Origin of the sequence: Cryobacterium aureum (assembly GCF_002954245.1) — a bacterium.
Lineage (GTDB): Bacteria > Actinomycetota > Actinomycetes > Actinomycetales > Microbacteriaceae > Cryobacterium > Cryobacterium aureum.
Map to the genome: position 1 here is coordinate 377617 of NZ_PPTG01000029.1, position 15763 is coordinate 393379.

Annotated in this window: 11 protein-coding genes and 2 pseudogenes; 9 read left to right on the forward strand and 4 right to left on the reverse strand. The window is 63.9% G+C overall.

Features of this window, described 5'->3' with window-relative positions:
* The first annotated feature begins 30 nt into the window (after nucleotides 1-30).
* From CJ028_RS12885 to CJ028_RS12920, 8 genes are all read left to right on the forward strand, one after another.
* Nucleotides 31-870 (forward strand): mycofactocin-coupled SDR family oxidoreductase, encoded by an 840-nt coding sequence (locus CJ028_RS12885; protein WP_105035612.1) that lies wholly within the window; start codon nucleotides 31-33, stop codon nucleotides 868-870.
* Between the two features lie 30 nt (nucleotides 871-900).
* On the forward strand, nucleotides 901-1815 hold the full coding sequence (locus CJ028_RS12890) for an AAA family ATPase (RefSeq protein WP_105035613.1): 915 nt from the start codon (nucleotides 901-903) through the stop codon (nucleotides 1813-1815).
* Nucleotides 1816-1914: 99 nt separating this feature from the next.
* Complete coding sequence (locus CJ028_RS12895) at nucleotides 1915-2796, forward strand: vWA domain-containing protein (RefSeq protein ID WP_205684033.1); 882 nt, start codon at nucleotides 1915-1917, stop codon at nucleotides 2794-2796.
* Between the two features lie 26 nt (nucleotides 2797-2822).
* The gene (mftD, locus tag CJ028_RS12900; RefSeq protein WP_105035615.1) at nucleotides 2823-4031 is read left to right on the forward strand and encodes a pre-mycofactocin synthase MftD; all 1209 of its coding nucleotides are present in this window, start codon (nucleotides 2823-2825) and stop codon (nucleotides 4029-4031) included.
* 87 nt (nucleotides 4032-4118) lie between these two features.
* On the forward strand, nucleotides 4119-4877 hold the full coding sequence (gene mftE, locus CJ028_RS12905) for a mycofactocin biosynthesis peptidyl-dipeptidase MftE (protein WP_105035616.1): 759 nt from the start codon (nucleotides 4119-4121) through the stop codon (nucleotides 4875-4877).
* Nucleotides 4874-6283 (forward strand): mycofactocin biosynthesis glycosyltransferase MftF, encoded by a 1410-nt coding sequence (gene mftF / locus CJ028_RS12910; RefSeq protein WP_105035617.1) that lies wholly within the window; start codon nucleotides 4874-4876, stop codon nucleotides 6281-6283. The genes mftE and mftF overlap by 4 nt, the downstream gene beginning before the upstream one ends.
* 1047 nt (nucleotides 6284-7330) lie before the next feature.
* The gene (locus CJ028_RS12915; RefSeq protein WP_105035618.1) at nucleotides 7331-7867 is read left to right on the forward strand and encodes a hypothetical protein; all 537 of its coding nucleotides are present in this window, start codon (nucleotides 7331-7333) and stop codon (nucleotides 7865-7867) included.
* 159 nt (nucleotides 7868-8026) lie between these two features.
* Entirely contained in the window at nucleotides 8027-8419 is a 393-nt protein-coding gene (locus CJ028_RS12920; RefSeq protein WP_161498979.1) for a DUF3846 domain-containing protein, read from the forward strand.
* A 522-nt stretch (nucleotides 8420-8941) separates the two neighbouring features.
* Here the strand turns inward: CJ028_RS12920 and CJ028_RS12930 are convergent.
* Nucleotides 8942-11137 (reverse strand): MMPL family transporter, encoded by a 2196-nt coding sequence (locus CJ028_RS12930; protein ID WP_161498980.1) that lies wholly within the window; start codon nucleotides 11135-11137, stop codon nucleotides 8942-8944.
* 83 nt (nucleotides 11138-11220) lie between these two features.
* Nucleotides 11221-11838, reverse strand: coding sequence for a TetR/AcrR family transcriptional regulator (locus CJ028_RS12935; RefSeq protein WP_105035622.1), 618 nt, complete (start codon nucleotides 11836-11838; stop codon nucleotides 11221-11223).
* A 155-nt stretch (nucleotides 11839-11993) separates the two neighbouring features.
* Here CJ028_RS12935 and CJ028_RS21450 point away from each other — a divergent pair.
* Nucleotides 11994-12995: pseudogene (locus tag CJ028_RS21450) on the forward strand (FAD-dependent oxidoreductase).
* Between the two features lie 663 nt (nucleotides 12996-13658).
* Here CJ028_RS21450 and CJ028_RS12950 read toward each other — a convergent pair.
* Together CJ028_RS12950 and CJ028_RS12955 are read right to left on the reverse strand one after the other, a co-directional pair.
* Nucleotides 13659-13769 (reverse strand): annotated as a pseudogene (locus tag CJ028_RS12950) (transposase); the annotation flags it as partial.
* A 49-nt stretch (nucleotides 13770-13818) separates the two neighbouring features.
* Nucleotides 13819-15756 carry a tyrosine-type recombinase/integrase gene (locus CJ028_RS12955; protein WP_205684034.1) on the reverse strand — a complete coding sequence of 646 codons (1938 nt, stop codon included), beginning with the start codon at nucleotides 15754-15756 and terminating at the stop codon, nucleotides 13819-13821.
* Nucleotides 15757-15763: the final 7 nt, after the last annotated feature.

A 15763-nucleotide genomic window follows, 5' to 3' on the forward strand; every position in this document is an offset into this window, starting at 1 on the left:
CCCGCCATCTACGAAAGAGAAGAGACAGATATGGGAAACCTTGACGGCAAAGTCGCCTTCATCACCGGCGCAGCCAGAGGGCAGGGCAGAAGCCACGCCATTCGACTGGCGAAGGAGGGCGCCGATATTATCGCGATCGACCTCTGCGAAGGTGTCGACAGCGTCGCCTCATTTTATGAGCTAGCAACGGCTGAGGATCTGGCGGAGACCGTGCGGCAGGTCGAGGCTCTCGACCGGCGTATCGTGGCGAAGCAGGCGGACGTGCGCGATATCGAAGCGCTGACCAAGGCTGTGGATGAAGGCGTCGCAGAATTGGGACGGCTCGACATCATCGTTGCCAACGCCGGAATTTTCACCTTCGGATCGGACACCCAGAAGATCGAGGAGCAGTCCTGGAAAGACCTTATGGACATTAACCTGACCGGGGTATGGCACACCTACAAAGCGGCGGCCGATCATCTGATCGCATCCGGCGCAGGTGGATCGGTCATTATTATCTCCTCACTGGCCGGATTCAAGGGACTCGCCAACGTCGCCGCCTATACGACTACCAAGCACGGCATCGTCGGACTGATGAAGGTGCTCGCCAATGAACTCGGTCCTTACGGAATTCGGGTCAATACGATCCACCCGAACTCGATCGACACGAAGATGGTGAAGAACAGCAACACCTACAAGCTGTTCCGCCCAGACCTTGACGATCCTCAGGCCGAGGATGCCGAACCCGCATTCGCCGGGTTGAACCCTATGGGCAAGGCTTGGATCGAGCCAATCCATGTGTCGAACGCGGTCGCCTGGCTGGCCTCCGACCAGTCCTACTACGTCAGCGGAGGCCAGATACCGGTCGACGGCGGTGCATCCATCAAGTAAACCAGCCCTGTTCCAGATGAAGGAGAACACGTGGCACCCACCAGCACTATCGTCGACACCCAGAAACGAGTGGCAGCGCACCTCGTCGGCCGTGAGCGTGAGCTCGAACTGACGCTCGCGGCCGTCGCAGCCAGCCGAGACATCCTACTTGAGGGGCCGCCGGGGACGAGCAAAACCACCATACTGAAAGCCATCACCGGAGAATGGGGTATCCCCTTGCTCTTCGTCGAGGGCAATGCCGACCTCACCCCGGCCAAACTCGTTGGTCATCACAATCCCGCGCGGGTGCTGCGGGAGGACTATAGCGCCGACAACTTCGTGGCTGGGCCCCTCATCGAAGCGATGCAACGCGGTGGGTTCCTCTATATAGAGGAGTTCAACCGGGCACCGGAAGACACCCTCAACACACTGCTCACCGCGATGGCTGATCGTGCCATCGCCGTGCCCCGGGTCGGCACCATCGTCGCGGCGCCGACCTTCCGAGTAGTTGCGTCGATGAACCCCTATGACAACGTTGGCACGACGCGGTTGTCGACGAGCGTGCACGATCGTTTGAACCGACTCGCGATCGGTTATCAGGACGAGCCGGCCGAACGCGGAATCGTCACGCTTCGTACCCAGGCCGACGGTGATCTCGCCAATCGTCTCGTTATCGATGCGGTATCCGTCACCCGGGCAACGCGGCGTCACCCGGATGTGCGCCAGGGAAGCAGCGTGCGTGGCGCGATTGACTGTGTCCTTGTCGCGCTGCAACTCGCCCTGCTTCGGCACCTCACGTCACCAGTGGATGATGCGTACCCCGAACTCGTCTACGATGCTATGACCGTTTCCCTGTCCGGTCGCATCCACCTCGACGAGGCCGCGGAAAGCACGCCCGAGCGCGTGTTGCGACAGATCTGGGAAGACCATTTCGTTCTGGAACCGGCCATTGCAGAGCCAGGTTGAAGGGAGGTCGAAGCCGACTCGCCCCTGTCAAGGCCGGGCCGCCAGAAACTGGCCAGAGCAGCGTTGGGTCGCAAGCCGAAGCAGCTCACGGAGGATCCGGTGCTCTTCGAGCCCGGCGCGGGGAGCGCAGGCATGGTGTTGCGCGCTCAGGCAATTGGGCGCGGTCCCGCGCCCAAATCGTCCCCGGGGACCGCTGAAGCGGGAAACACCGACGAAATTGGTGAAATAGTGCTCGGCGGCGCCGATATGGTCGGCATCGATCCCAACGTGCGCGAGCGAGCCCGGCAGATAGCTGCGAGGCTGGCTATCCCTCGACCAAGAACAGACTCGCTGGCGCACCGAGGTTCGGGCAAACTCGCGAGTTTGCCCTATCGGGCCGGGTCGGACGAGATCGACCTCGACCGCACGATCGAGATGCTCGCCGAACACCCAATTCCGGAAGACGAAGACATCATCGTGCGGGAGCGCATTCGCACCCGCCGGTCGGTGGTGCTGCTCGTTGATGTGTCTGGATCGATGAAGGGCGAGCGAGTGCAGACCGCCGCCGCGACGGTCGGTGCTCTCGCGGGTGAACTCCAGCACGATTCCCTGGCCGTCATCGCGTTCTGGTCGGACGCGGCCATCCTGCTCGGTCTCGGCCGGGAGGTGAAGCCGATGGATCTGCTCGATTCCATCTTGCAGATGCCCGCCCGCGGACTCACGAACATCGCGTTCCCGCTCGAACTCGCGGCGCGTCAGCTGGCGCAGGTACCAACCCGGGAGGCGCGCGTGATCCTGTTGTCGGACTGTGTACATAATGCGGGTCCGGACCCGCGGGAGAATGCGGCGCGACTGGGGCGACTCGACGTGCTCATCGACGTGAGCGGTGAGGAAGACATCGAACTGGGCCGGCAGCTCGCGACTTCCGGACATGGGACCGCTCATCTTGTGCGCACTCACCGAGATGTCGCTCCGGCCCTCGGCCGACTATTTAGAACCTGAACGACAACTAGAAAGCAGGAATTCCCATGGCGAAAAATGCATGGTTCGAAACCGTTGCCGAGGCACAGCGACGAGCCAAGAGAGCACTTCCCTCCTCTGTCTACGGTGCCCTCGTTGCGGGGTCTGAGCGCGGGCTGACCATTGACGATAATATGGCAGCGTTTGGCGAACTGGGCTTCTCCCCGCATGTCGCCGGGCACCATGCGGTGCGCGACCTCACGACAACCGTGATGGGCATACCCATTTCTTTGCCGGTCATCATTTCACCCACAGGTGTGCAGGCCGTGCACCCCGACGGTGAAGTGGCCGTTGCCCGGGCATCCGCTAACCGCGGCACCATCATGGGCCTGAGTTCGTTCGCGAGCAAGCCCGTTGAAGACGTGATCGCTGCCAATCCAAACACGTTCTTCCAAATGTACTGGTCAGGATCGCGGGAATCGATGGTGCAGCGAATGGACCGGGCCCGGGCCGCCGGCGCCAAGGGACTCATCGCCACCCTCGATTGGTCCTTCTCCAACGGTCGCGACTGGGGCAGCCCACAGATTCCGGAAAAGATGAGCCTGAAGACAATGATCAACTTCGCGCCCAACGTACTCCCCCACCCACAATGGCTCCTGCGCTTCGTTAAAGCCGGACATATCCCCGACCTCACCGCGCCCAATCTCACTCCCCCCGGCGGCACAGCACCGACCTTCTTCGGCGCCTACTACGAGTGGATGCAAACGCCACCGCCCTCCTGGGAAGACGTCGCCTGGATGCGCGAAACCTGGGGAGGACCCTTCATGCTCAAGGGCGTCACCCGCATCGACGATGCCCGCCGAGCCGTCGATGCAGGCGTAATGGCCATCTCCGTGTCTAACCACGGCGGCAACAACCTCGACGGAACACCGGCGACAATTCGTATGCTCGCGTCGGTCGTCGAAGCCGTTGGCGGCGACGTAGAAATTGTGCTGGACGGCGGAATCCGCCGGGGCAGCGACGTCGCCAAGGCCCTCGCACTCGGCGCACGCGCGGTCATGATCGGCCGCGCCTACCTGTGGGGCCTCGCCGCGAACGGCCAGGCCGGAGTCGAAAACGTACTCGACATTCTGCGTGGCGGACTCGACTCGGCCGTTCTCGGCCTTGGCCATGATTCAATCCACGAGCTGTCACCCGCAGACTTTTACATCCCGCCAACGTTCTCACGCACCCTTGGAGCGACACTGAGCAACGTCGACGCTACGACCCGGCAATAATCACGTCACTATCAACCACGTCACCGCCATGGCGGCGGCGCACGGTACTTTTTGGGGCCAGACTTGAAGTCGAACGAGGGGGCACAAGTGGATGGTGAATTGGCGTATAGCACCTGGCCATCGCTGCCGCCGGCCCCAGTCGTGCTCGTACCCCTCGGCTCGACGGAGCAGCACGGACCACACCTGCCGTTCTCCACCGACACCATAATCGCCTCGGCGGTGGCAGAGCGAGTCGCCACGGATCTGACCATCAGGGGGCATTCGGTCGTCGTCGCCCCCGCCCTGCCGTACGGGGCGAGCGGTGAGCACCAGAATTTTCCGGGAACCGTGTCGATCGGCACCGAAGCGCTCACGATAGTCGTGATCGAGCTGGTGCGCTCTCTGTCGACCTGGGCTGGCCGCATTGTGCTCGTCAACGGCCATGGTGGAAACCTTGCTGCGCTCACTGCATCCGTTTCTCTGCTCCGAGGTGAAGGTCACGCTATCGCCTGGGCTCCCTGCACGGTTGCCCGGGGAGATGCCCATGCCGGAATCACCGAGACATCGATTCTGCTGCATCTCGACGCCAAGTTGGTCGACCTGGCATCGGTTGTGCCTGGCGCGACGACGCCGATGTCTGCCCTTTTTAGCCGGCTCACGTCGGAGGGCGTGCGAGCGGTGTCGCCGACCGGGATTTTGGGCGACCCGACCGGAGCCACCGCCACGACCGGCGCTGCTTTCATGGCTGAGATGTGCGACGGTGTGCAGCGCCGGATCCTCGGCGAGTCCATCGACCCCCGCGGATGCCTCCGCGACCCCGCCCGGTGCACAGTCCCGGCACCCGTCGCCACGGAAGATCGAACATGAAGCCGCCCGCTGCTCTGCTCCCACCCGGTTTCACGGTCGAACTCAACCGCACGGTCACGGTCCGTGACCAAGGCCGATCCTTGGTCGGAGGCTCCCCGACCCGCGCAATCTATCTCTCCCGGGCCGCCGCCAGCATGTTCGCCGGGCGCCGCCTGGCCGTCGACCGTGCCGGCTCGGGCACCCTCGTTGACAAGCTGCTCGAAATTGGCATGGCCGATCCGGTACTCGACACGCTCCCAGCAGCGGATGAGAGCGACGTCACCTACGTGATTCCAACGTACGGTCGGCCGGAATCGCTCGACCGCCTCCTAACGAGTATTGGGCCACGCAAATCGGTCATCGTGGTCGATGATGCCTCGCCCGACCCCAGCGATGCGAAACGAATCGCCGCCGCAGCAGGAGCCCGTTTCATCGCTCTGCCCGAGAATCTGGGTCCGGCCGGCGCCCGCAATGCGGGGCTGCGATTGGTGCAGACGACCTATGTAGTGTTCGTCGACAACGACATGGTCGTCACCGACGGTGCTGTAGCAACATTGCTCCGACACTTCGTTGATCCAAGGGTTGCCCTCGTCGCCCCGCGAGTGATCGGACTCCAGCTGTCGACCCGAGTCAACTGGATCTCTCGTTACGAAGATGCCCGGTCATCGCTCGACCTCGGACCGACTCCCGCCACGGTGCGGCCACGCGCGCGGGTGTCGTGGGTGTCAACGGCTTTCGTCGTAGCCCGTGTCGAAGCCCTCGGCGCCGGGTTCAGCGACGGTATGCGAGTCGGCGAAGACGTCGACCTCGTTTGGACACTCGTCGAACAGGGCTGGAGGGTGCGCTACGAACCGGCCGCGACGAGCGCCCACGAACACCGAGTCACGTTTCCCGACTGGGCCAAACGCAAAGCGTTCTACGGCACGGGCGGCCACGCACTGGCACTCCGACATCCAGGCAACATCGCCCCGGCGATCCTCGCGCCCTGGAGCGTCGGCGTCATCGTGGCGTTGCTCGCCCAGCGCGCATGGTCGGTTCCTCTCGCCCTCGGAATTTCGGCCGTCGCCGCAGTGCGCATCTCGCGCAAGCTATCCCGCCACGAGCATCCGCTGCGTATCGGTATCGACCTGACAGCCACCGGCGTCGCCGCATCGGTTTCGCAGACGATGGCCCTGCTCACGCGGCACTGGTGGCCAATCGCAGTGCTCGGCAGCATCATCTCCCGACGGGTACGCCGGGCAACGATCGCCGCCGCCATACTCGACGTCGTCCTCGACTACCGACGAACCAGACCGCAACTCGACATCGTGCGCTTCGGGATCGCACGCCGAGCCGACGACCTCGCCTACGGGGCAGGTCTCTGGCTCGGCGCGCTCCGCGGGCACTCAACGGCGGCGCTCCGCCCCGACATCCGCGGACATCGCTAGTAATTCGATCAAACCGGAGCGCCGGAACTCGTCGACGAACGCCGTGGTCCTTTTCGACCCCGATCCTGCCTATACCAACCGCCTCGCACTGCTGCTTGAATAACTCGCTCGCAGAGCAGAGTTGCTGCCCTCTCTGTCAACCTTGGATAAGGCACCAAAACCTCCGATGGTAGACTACCCGCACCGAAACACCGCCGATGACGGTGCCGCTCGCGCCCCCGGGTACAGAAACTCAGACGATCACGGCCCGGCCCGCGGTGTGCGTCCTGTGTCAGTGCCGAGGTGGAAGATAACTATATGGAGCCGCTCAATGAATTAGACGTTCGTCACGCCGTTGGAATCTTCCGCGTGGAGACGCAGTCCGGCACGGCGCCTGTGGTCAGCCGGGCCATTGTCTCGGACGCGTGGTGGGTCAAACGACTGCCGGACCCGACGCGGAACCGTTATTGCTAGTTTGCTCGCAAGCTAAATTTCTAGATTTCAGTGAGGATTAGTCTGCTCATCAAGCGCGCAAAGAAAGCCTGGTTTCTGGCTCTCCAATTGATTGTGAATTCAACAGGTCCTCGAAGCCAACTGCCGACTCCACCGGCAATAGGTGAAGAAGCTCTGGGCAGGCCTGCCGGCACCGATGATGAGTTTCCGTAACTTCCGTATAACATACGGTCGTATACGGTCCCGGTCCTGGCCGAATCTAAGGTTGCGACTCGCGTACTCCGGTCGGGGAATCGTCTCGACACGTTCGCCTGTAACGACATTCATGGGTACCGTTGGGCCTCTACGGAGCAGCTTGAGAGGGCTTCCTGATGGACGGCCACCTGACCTTCTCGTCGGTCCCAAACCCGCCGCAGGGTACTTGTTGAGGACTGGATTCACCGGTCCCGAAGGCGGTGGTATCCATTTTTCATTCAGCAGCCCTGAAAGACCGAGCAACCGGAGCCTCAAGCAGACCACGGAAACCTGGGGAGTTGCACGCCCACAGGATTCACTCAGAATCAATGATGGCCGTGGCACGGGTCCTTGAAGTACGGGGGCGCTCTCAAGACCAGCATGCAGGACATCGCCGATGAACTGCCCACGAACGCAGGGTTCCCGAGTGGCCCCGACCAAACTCTCAACTCAATGATCGTGAGATTTGTCGAGGAAGCCATCGCGGGCATCCCGTTTGTCTACGGGACAAGGCCCCACCGGCTGGGTCTTTCCGATCTCGTCTTCTTTTACCGCAAACTTGCATTATCCGCAGCGACCGATGTGGTCGCCAAGGCTGCAATGTGCGTGCTTCGTGAGACGTTCCAGCCAGAATTGCCGGTCGCACAGCCACTCCAAGTCTGGATTTTCTTGACCAAGAAGTGGATTCAGGAGTCGTCGGATGCCAACGTCTGTTCCAGACGGCTCGAAGCAGTTCCCGCTCAGGAACATCTGCACGAACGTGCTGTGCAACTCGTCTCGTCCGCCTTCGGTCTCATTGAAACGTCACGACTCCTGCGTGATCACCAGCTGCAGCATCGGATGGACCAACTTCTTCGAACAACACCTGCATCTTGGGACGTCGACGAGCTGATAGCCGAAAACCTCCTGGCGACCTAAACCGCGAACCTCGCAGAGCCTGCAGTAAGTCACGACGTGGCCATTGGCGGAACGCGCCGTCGACAGCGTGTCACCGCTCGATGCCGAGGTGGCCTTGTCGGTGGCCATCATTAGACTTAGGAAAGGGCTGGCGCGTAGCGCCATATGGCAGCGAACCCCGTGACCACCAGCGTCCGTGGCGTCAAGATCAACCTGACCGAGACCATCACCACCCTGAGCCTGGCTCGCAGCAATATCAGCGCCGCCATTCCCTGCTCGGTGTTTGATGTCGTTGGTTTGGCCGACAGTATCGACTTGTTCGTTAACGATGAAGGACTCATCAACGGCTCACCCCTGAATCTGCTCGTAACCGTGCTCGCCCACGTCCTCGGCGGCCCGACCGCCAACCCCGTCAGCGTCACCCCCGACGGCGAAACCATCGGTCTCACCGATCCCCAGCTCACGAGTATTGACAAGGGGGTGAATTGTGGATTTATCGAGTATCCGACGCCAAGGTTTTGTGGCGTGTGGCGTCCAGCAACGGATCGTTACCCAACGCCACAGGTCAGCTGACTTGTGCGAGGCTCGCCGTGATTTGGAACTTGCTTCCGGAGAAATTGCGCGGAGGTGGCACTTCCGCTCCGTCTCGTTTTTCCCCGTCCGCTTCACGAACCAGCCGAGCAGCGCGCCCGGCACCATTTGAGCGGCCTTACCGCTGAGGCTGAGTGCATCGATTGTCGCATTTCCCGTGAACGCGGACACGACGAACAGGAGCAGGAGCAGGACCAGGGCATTCGCCGCCGCGCCTGCGAGCATCAGCCGGCGATGTGCAATCAGGATCAGCCGGCCGCCGATGAGATAGGCAAGCCCGGCCACAATCATGATGGGAGCGGGAGGTGATTTGAAGTTCTCTGGGGCTATGCCGAGTCCGATCGCGAAATAGTCCGTGGCTGCGAGTATCGCGAGTGTGGTCGCGACACGAAGCGCCCACCGTGAGATAGCAGTTGCGATGAACTGTGCGTTTGTCATGCGACCCGCTTCACGCTGGAAGCTGTTTTTCAGGGGTGGTTACCAGCCGTCCTGAGCAACGCTTCCTTAACCCCGTCCGAGTGTTGCAACGAGAGGTTCGGGTTCAGGGCTGGACTCGGGCTCGGCTGACGGGTGACGCTTCGTTCGTCCCCAGGCTGCGCGGCCCGCGACGGCAAGGAGTGCGGGTACAAGTACCAGCATCACGATGAGTGCGTACACGGCGATGGACATGGCTAGGCCAAAGCCGAACATCGTGACGGTCCGCTGGTCATTGAGAATGAAGCTTCCAAAGACGACGACCATGACGGATGCCGCTGCCAGGATCACCCGGGCCGTCGCGGCTAGGCCGTCGCGTACCGCCCGGTCGGCGTCTCCCGTGCGGGCGAGCTCTTCCTTGACGCGGCTGAGCAGGAACACGGTGTAGTCGGTGGATAGACCGAAGAGCACCGCAAAGAGCATGACCGGCACGAACGATTCCACCGGGCCGGAGGACACCCCGAGCAGGTCGGCGGGCCACCACCCCCACTGGAACACGGCAACGACGGGTCCGTAGGCGGCGCCCACGGCGAACAGGTTCATGATCACGGCCATGGACGCGATGAACGGCGCCCGGAACTCGATCAGGAGAACGATGAAGGCCAGCACGACGACGATCAGGATGAACCAGCCGATCTGTGCCAGGAGCGTGTCGGCGAGGTCGATGCTGGTCGCCGTGGCCCCGCCGACGTGGGCGACCGCGTCCGGTGCCGCCGCTGGCAGTACGGTGTCGCGCAGTTCGTGCACCAGGGTTTCGGTGGTGGCGTCATCCGGTGAGCTGGTGGGGATCACGGTGAACAGGGCGGTCGTTCCGTTCTCGGCCAGCCGCGGGGGTGTGACGGCGCTAACGTCGTCCGTTGCCGCCAGTTGGGTGTGCACGGCCATGCTCGCAGCCTGGTTCTCGGCCGACGTGGAGTTGGCGCCGAAGTCGACCGTGACCAGGAGCGGGCCGGCCCAGCCGGCACCGAAGCCGTCGACGATGAGGTCGTAAGCCTTGCGCTGGGTGGTGTCGGCGGCTTGGGATCCACCGTCTGCCGTACCGAGGCGCAGCGACAGCAGCGGCAGAGCCAGAATCGCCAGCACGAGCACGGCGGCCAGCGCCGAGACCCAGCGACGACGCTGGATGCCGCCGACCCAGCTGCGCCAGCCCGACGCGGGCTGCGTGTGGGGGGTGCTCGCGGCATCCGTCGTCAGGGCCGTCTTCTTGCGGAGCTTGCGCACCCGGACGCGGTCCAGGTTCCGGCCGAAGATGGCCAGCAGTGCCGGCAGTAAGGTCACTGCGGCGAGCATCGTCGCACTGACTACGATGGCGCTGGCCAGCCCCAGGGAGGAGACGAATGGGATGCCGATGGCGTAGAGGCTGAGGATGGCGATGATCACCGTGGCGCCGGCTACCAGAACGGAGCGGCCCGCGGTGGTCATGGCCGCTTCGATGGATGCGTTCGGGGCCAGCCCCTGGGACATCCCCTCGCGGTGCCGGGTGACGATCAGCAGGGCGTAGTCGATGCCGACGCCGAGGCCGATCATGGCGGCCACGATCGGACCGGACGTGCCGATGGTCACCGTCGAGGCGATCATGGAGATCGAGGCGATCCCGATGCCGAGGGCCATGAGGGCGCTGACCAGGGTGACCAGCATGGCGAACACGGAGCCGAACACCAGGAGCAGCACTAGGGCGGCGGCGAGCAGCCCGTAGATCTCGCTTCCCGACGGTCCGGACTCGGCCTGAGCAGCGGGGCCGCCGAATTCCACCTGCACCCCCACGTCCTGCACGCCGGCAAAGGCGGCCTGCGCCTCGGCCAGGGTTTCCACCGGGATGTCCTTGGCTCGTTCGGTGAACTGGATGGTCACCATCGCCGTCATTCCGTCTTCGGAGACCATCGGCTGGGGCGGGCCGTAGGGCGACCGAACGGCGGCGACGCCGTCGAGGGCGGCCAGCTCGGCCACGGCCTCCTCCACCGCGGTGCGGGTGGCCTCGGACGTGACGGGCTCGGCGGCATCCATGCTGTGCACGATGGCCTGCATGCCGTCACCGGACAGTTCCGGGAACTGCTCGCGGAGGGTATCGTACGCGGCCTGCGAGTCGGTGCCGGCGAGGGTCAGGTCGTTGCTGAAGGTGCCGCCGATCGCCCGGCTGCCGAACAGGGTGCCGAGGAGCAGCACCAGCCACATCGTGACCACTATCCAGCGGTAGCGGGTTGATATGCGAGCGAGTGCAGAGAGCACGGAAAGTCCCATCACGGTTCATCGAGTCCGGCAGCCCGATTCGGGCTGCTCATTCGAGACTAGATGAAATGAGACAGTGTTGTCTAGTTTTGTGCCTTGGGGTTCTTGGCGTTGAGGTTCTTGTTGTCTGGCGCGATCCCGCCGACCAAGGTGCGGAAGATGAGGTCGGACACGTCGACGTCGGAGTGCTTCGTGGTCGGCGCGGCGCGCACCGCGGCGATGAGTAGCGAGGCCATGGCCGTGACGATCCACTCAGGTGACAGGTCGGCACGGATGTCGCCTTCGAGCTGACCCCGCTTGACGACCTCCACCACTGGGGCGAGAACCTGGTCGCGCTGGGTGAGGAATCGCGGACTGGCGTCGGACGCCTTCATCAGGATGATACGGAAGCGCATCCCGTGCTTGCCCAGTGAGCCGATCACGCGCTGGAGCACTTCCAGTGCGCTCCCCTCGTCGAGGCGACACGCGATGAGCGTCTCCGACGCGCGCGTGAGGGCCTCCGCCTGGATGGCCTGGAGAAGAGTCTGCCGGTTACTGAAATGGCGATACAGGGTCGCTCGGGTCAGATGTGCCGCCTGGGCGACGTCGGCCATGGATGACTCGGGGTTGCGGGCGAGTTCATCGGCCGCAGCCGCAAGGAGTGCCCGACGGTGGCGTTCCACATCGATGCGCGGGACCGCTGGCTGCTGAGGGTTGTGCATGGTGCCTTTCCGGGAGTGCGTCGATCTCGACCATACGCGATGACATTATCCGTGACCCTATCCGTGGGGGTCAGGACCAGCAATCCCCTTCTTAAAGTGGCGTCACTTGACCGTTGATTTTACAAAACGAGACATTACTGTCGTATTTTATGGGTATGCTTCTCGGCATAAACCCTCAGCGCTCCCCGAATCCATGCGCCCGAGCTCAACCCTCCGGAAGGGGCGACGTTGATGTTCTCGTCGTGGGCGCCGGCCCGACCGGGCTGACCGCGGCGTGCGAAGCCCTGCGTCACGGCTTGAGCGTGCGAGTCATCGATCGCAAGCAGGGACGCTCGACTCATTCCAAGGCCCTCGTCACCCATGCCCGCACACTCGAAGTATTCGAGACCATGGGGGTGGCCGGCGCGATGCTCGCCGGACGGGTTCCCTTCGCGGCCCTCACCGCGCATGCCGGCCCCCAGCACCAGGCCACTCGCGTGGACTTGCTTAGACTTCCCTGAGGTGACACCGCGTATCCGTTCTGGCTCTCCCTCCCCCAAGATGCCACAGAACTCGTGTTGGAGGATCACCTCAATAACCTCGGCGGCGTCGTGGAATGGGGAACCTCCCTGGCTGAAATCCATGACGATGACGATCACGTCGAGGCGCTCGTGACGCGGGACGGCAGCAGAGAAAGGGTGAGCGCACGCTGGCTCGTCGGCTGCGATGGAGGTCGCAGCCGGGTGCGAGACCAGGTCGGACTCCGGCTCACCCGTCGTGATGCCGGCGCAACCTTCATCCTGGCGGACGTCACGAGCACCCTGCCGATAACCCCGAACGAGGGCTACGCCTACCTGGACCCGGACGGGCTGCTGCTGGTCGCGCCGATGCCGGAGCCAGACCGCTGGAGGATCATCGCCCATGTACCGACGCCGGTGAAGGAGTCACAACTGACCGTGGACGCGCTCTTCCTCGATGAGCTGATCCGGCAGCGGTCCGGGTTGGAATTCGGCAGCCACGATGTGAGGTGGACATCACAGTTCAACTTGAGCCATGGGCTGGCGAACCACTTCCGGAAGGGCCGGGTCTTCCTCGCCGGGGACGCAGCCCACATCCACAACCCCGTCGGAGGGCAAGGCCTCAACGCCGGGGTTCAGGATGCCCACGACCTGCTCTGAAAACTCGCCGCGGTCGACCGTCTGGATTCCTCAGAAGCGGCGGAGCGACTGCTCGATAGTTATGAGGCGGAGCGGCGGGACACCGCGCGGAGGATGGCCACCGGCGTGGCCCGGGTGACATCCGCACTCACCACCCGTCGAAGCTCGATCCGCCGAGCGCTGGGACGCCTCGCCACGTGGATCCTGGCGCGCCCTGCCGTTCAGACGAAGCTTGGCCGCACAGCAGGGATGCTCGACCTCGTCTACTCGAGCGGATCGCTGGCGACCGCGCCCGGCGCCGGCCGGCGGCTGGCAAACCCGGAGCTGCGAGACGGCGGACGACTCTCCGACGAGCTGAGCCCGACGGCCAGCGCGTGGCGCTCGTGCGCCCAGACCGATACGTCGCGGCTCGCGGCTCCTCGCCCGAGTCAATCGGGCGACCGGAATATGCCGGAGAGGCCACATCCGCAAACAGCTAAGCCTCTGCAATGGGGTCACGTCCCGCCGGGTGGTGTAATTCATCGTCGCCGTGCGGGTCAGCTGATTTGATTATGCAGCAATGAGCTCGGGGATCGGAATCACCCCCGTCAGGGCGCTGGCGTCGGGGAGCGTGAGGGCCTCGTTGAAGGCCGCCAGCTGGCGCATGGAGTCCTCGGAGAGGTAGCGGCGGGCGCCGGCTTCTCACTCGTCGTGTTGCTCGACCAGGACTGCTCCGGCGAGGCGGAGCAGAGCCGCGGTATTGGGGAACACGCCGACGACGTCGGTGCGGCGTTTGATCTCCTTGTTGAGTCTCTCGATTAACCGGCTCTCGTTGTCAGGTCAAGGGGATCGGGATTTTTCGGTGTCACCGTCGGACTTGGCGGAGGTGGCTGGTGAGGGCTGCCGCGGTGGTGGCGTGCCTGGTTGTTTCACCGTCCCAGCCTCGTTGTTGGGCATCGGCTTTGAGAGCTTGGATGTCGACGAGTTGCTCGGCGAGAGCGTCGGTGAACTCGGGGCCGGTCGTGAAGTTGGCGCAGTTCTCGCAGATGTTCGCATAGGAACAGGCGCCGGCGCTTTCGTGCCGGGAGCAGTATCCGTGGGCGACACGGGTTTTGATCATCTCGCTGTTGAGCCAGGCGACTTTGTCGGGAACGATCGGGCGGCCGACCGGTGTGAGGGTCAGTTGTCGGCGCATTTTGCCGATGGCGTCATCGTAGGCGACTCGCAGCGTCGGCGAGGCGAGGGTGGCATACCGGACGGTCATTTGGGCGGTCGCGTGGCCCAGGAGCGCCATGAGCGCTTGCAGGCTCATCCCGGCGTTGGCGAGCTCGGTGGCCCAGGTGTGGCGGAGTTGGTGCGGCGTCACCATCAGGGCAGCCCCATCGGCGCCGAGGAGTCCCGCAGCGGTGCTAGCGGCGATCAGGCCGTTTCGGATCCGGGTCGGACCCAATCGTCGACCGTGATTAGTGAAGAGGAAGTCTGTGACCGTGCCGGTCCGGGGGTGCGGCAGCGCCCGTGAGGGACCGCGCTGACCAGTCCACTGGTCGAGGGCGGCCAGCGCGGTCGCGTCCAGAGGAACCATCCGCTCGGTGGCGAGTTTGCCGAGGGGGACTTTCAGCCACGAGCCGGTGGGGCCGTAGTCATAGACGCTGCCCAGTTCCAGGTCGAGGAGCTCACCAATGCGCAATCCGGTGTGCCGCAACACCGTCACCGCGACGCGGGCGAAGGGATCATCGATGCCATCAACGGAGGCCATCAGCGCCGCGTCGACGTCGGGAGCGAGGGCGCGTGGCAGCGGCTGACCGAGCTTGGGGATGTCAGCCCGGAATACCAGCCGGCGCGTGGGGACGTCTTTCCAACCCCAGTCTGTGATGTCCTCGAGCATGTTCCGCAGCGTCAACACCGCCGCCTGCGCGACAGCGGTCGAGACTGTGCGGCCTGCGCCGGCAGCGGCCCGGCGCCCGCGCCAGGACCGGTAGCGGTTCCAGATCAGGTAGGCCTCAATGTGGTGGCGTCGCAGGTGCCGAAGGTGTCGGATCTCCGGGGCATGGGCGGTGAGGTACTCAGCAAACGGCAGCAGGTCATTGATCAGGCAGTCCACCGTGCTGGGACGGGCCACTGCGGAACGGACGGTGACGTAACGCAAGAACGTTTTGCGCAGCGAGGGCGCCATCTCCACCGCCGCGAAGCGTTCCTCATGACTCGACCCGGTGGGCCGCCGCCGAGGTGGCGTGTCGATCACTCTGGTGTCGAACAGGATCGCTCTCAGCCCTGCTAGCCGTGCGAGGTAGGCGCGGAGCATCGACGGCGTCAATGTCGTCGTGGCGCTGAGTCCCGTTTCGAACGCGTCGATGATGCCGTTGGTCAGCTGCGCCGTTGTTCCGCCCGTCCAGGCGAGGAGCACGGCAAGGCCTTGACCGAGAAGAGTTTCGACCCATTTCGGTGTCCATCCGAGCCGGGTTCCGGCGGCGCGCATCCGGGCGAATCCATCCGGGTCGCGCGCCTCGATCGCCTCGCCGAGGCCGGTGAGGTTCTTCGCCCCAATCAGCTCTAAGTCCAGTAGCAGGCCGTTGTGCGCGACGGCATAGACGATGACGGGCCAGGCGCCGGTGCGAACCAGCTCCTCGGAGCGAGACACCGCCGGGAGACTCATCCACTCGACCAGGTCGGGGTGATAGCCGAGGAAAACGTCAACGATCCGAACGCGGTCCCGCATGGCCCTGGGCCCCAGGCCGAGAACCGACAGATTGTGGAGGTACCCGTCTCGTAACGTCAGCACTGGAGGCAAGGACGTGGTGGTCATGATACTC

Coding starts and splice junctions, on each gene's coding strand:
- CJ028_RS12885 (WP_105035612.1), top strand. CDS start 31: ATGGGAAACCTTGACGGCAAAGTCGCCTTCATCACCGGCGCAGCCAGA.
- mftD (WP_105035615.1), top strand. CDS start 2,823: ATGGCGAAAAATGCATGGTTCGAAACCGTTGCCGAGGCACAGCGACGA.
- mftF (WP_105035617.1), top strand. CDS start 4,874: ATGAAGCCGCCCGCTGCTCTGCTCCCACCCGGTTTCACGGTCGAACTC.
- CJ028_RS12915 (WP_105035618.1), top strand. CDS start 7,331: ATGCAGGACATCGCCGATGAACTGCCCACGAACGCAGGGTTCCCGAGT.
- CJ028_RS12935 (WP_105035622.1), bottom strand. CDS start 11,838: ATGCACAACCCTCAGCAGCCAGCGGTCCCGCGCATCGATGTGGAACGC.
- CJ028_RS12955 (WP_205684034.1), bottom strand. CDS start 15,756: ATGACCACCACGTCCTTGCCTCCAGTGCTGACGTTACGAGACGGGTAC.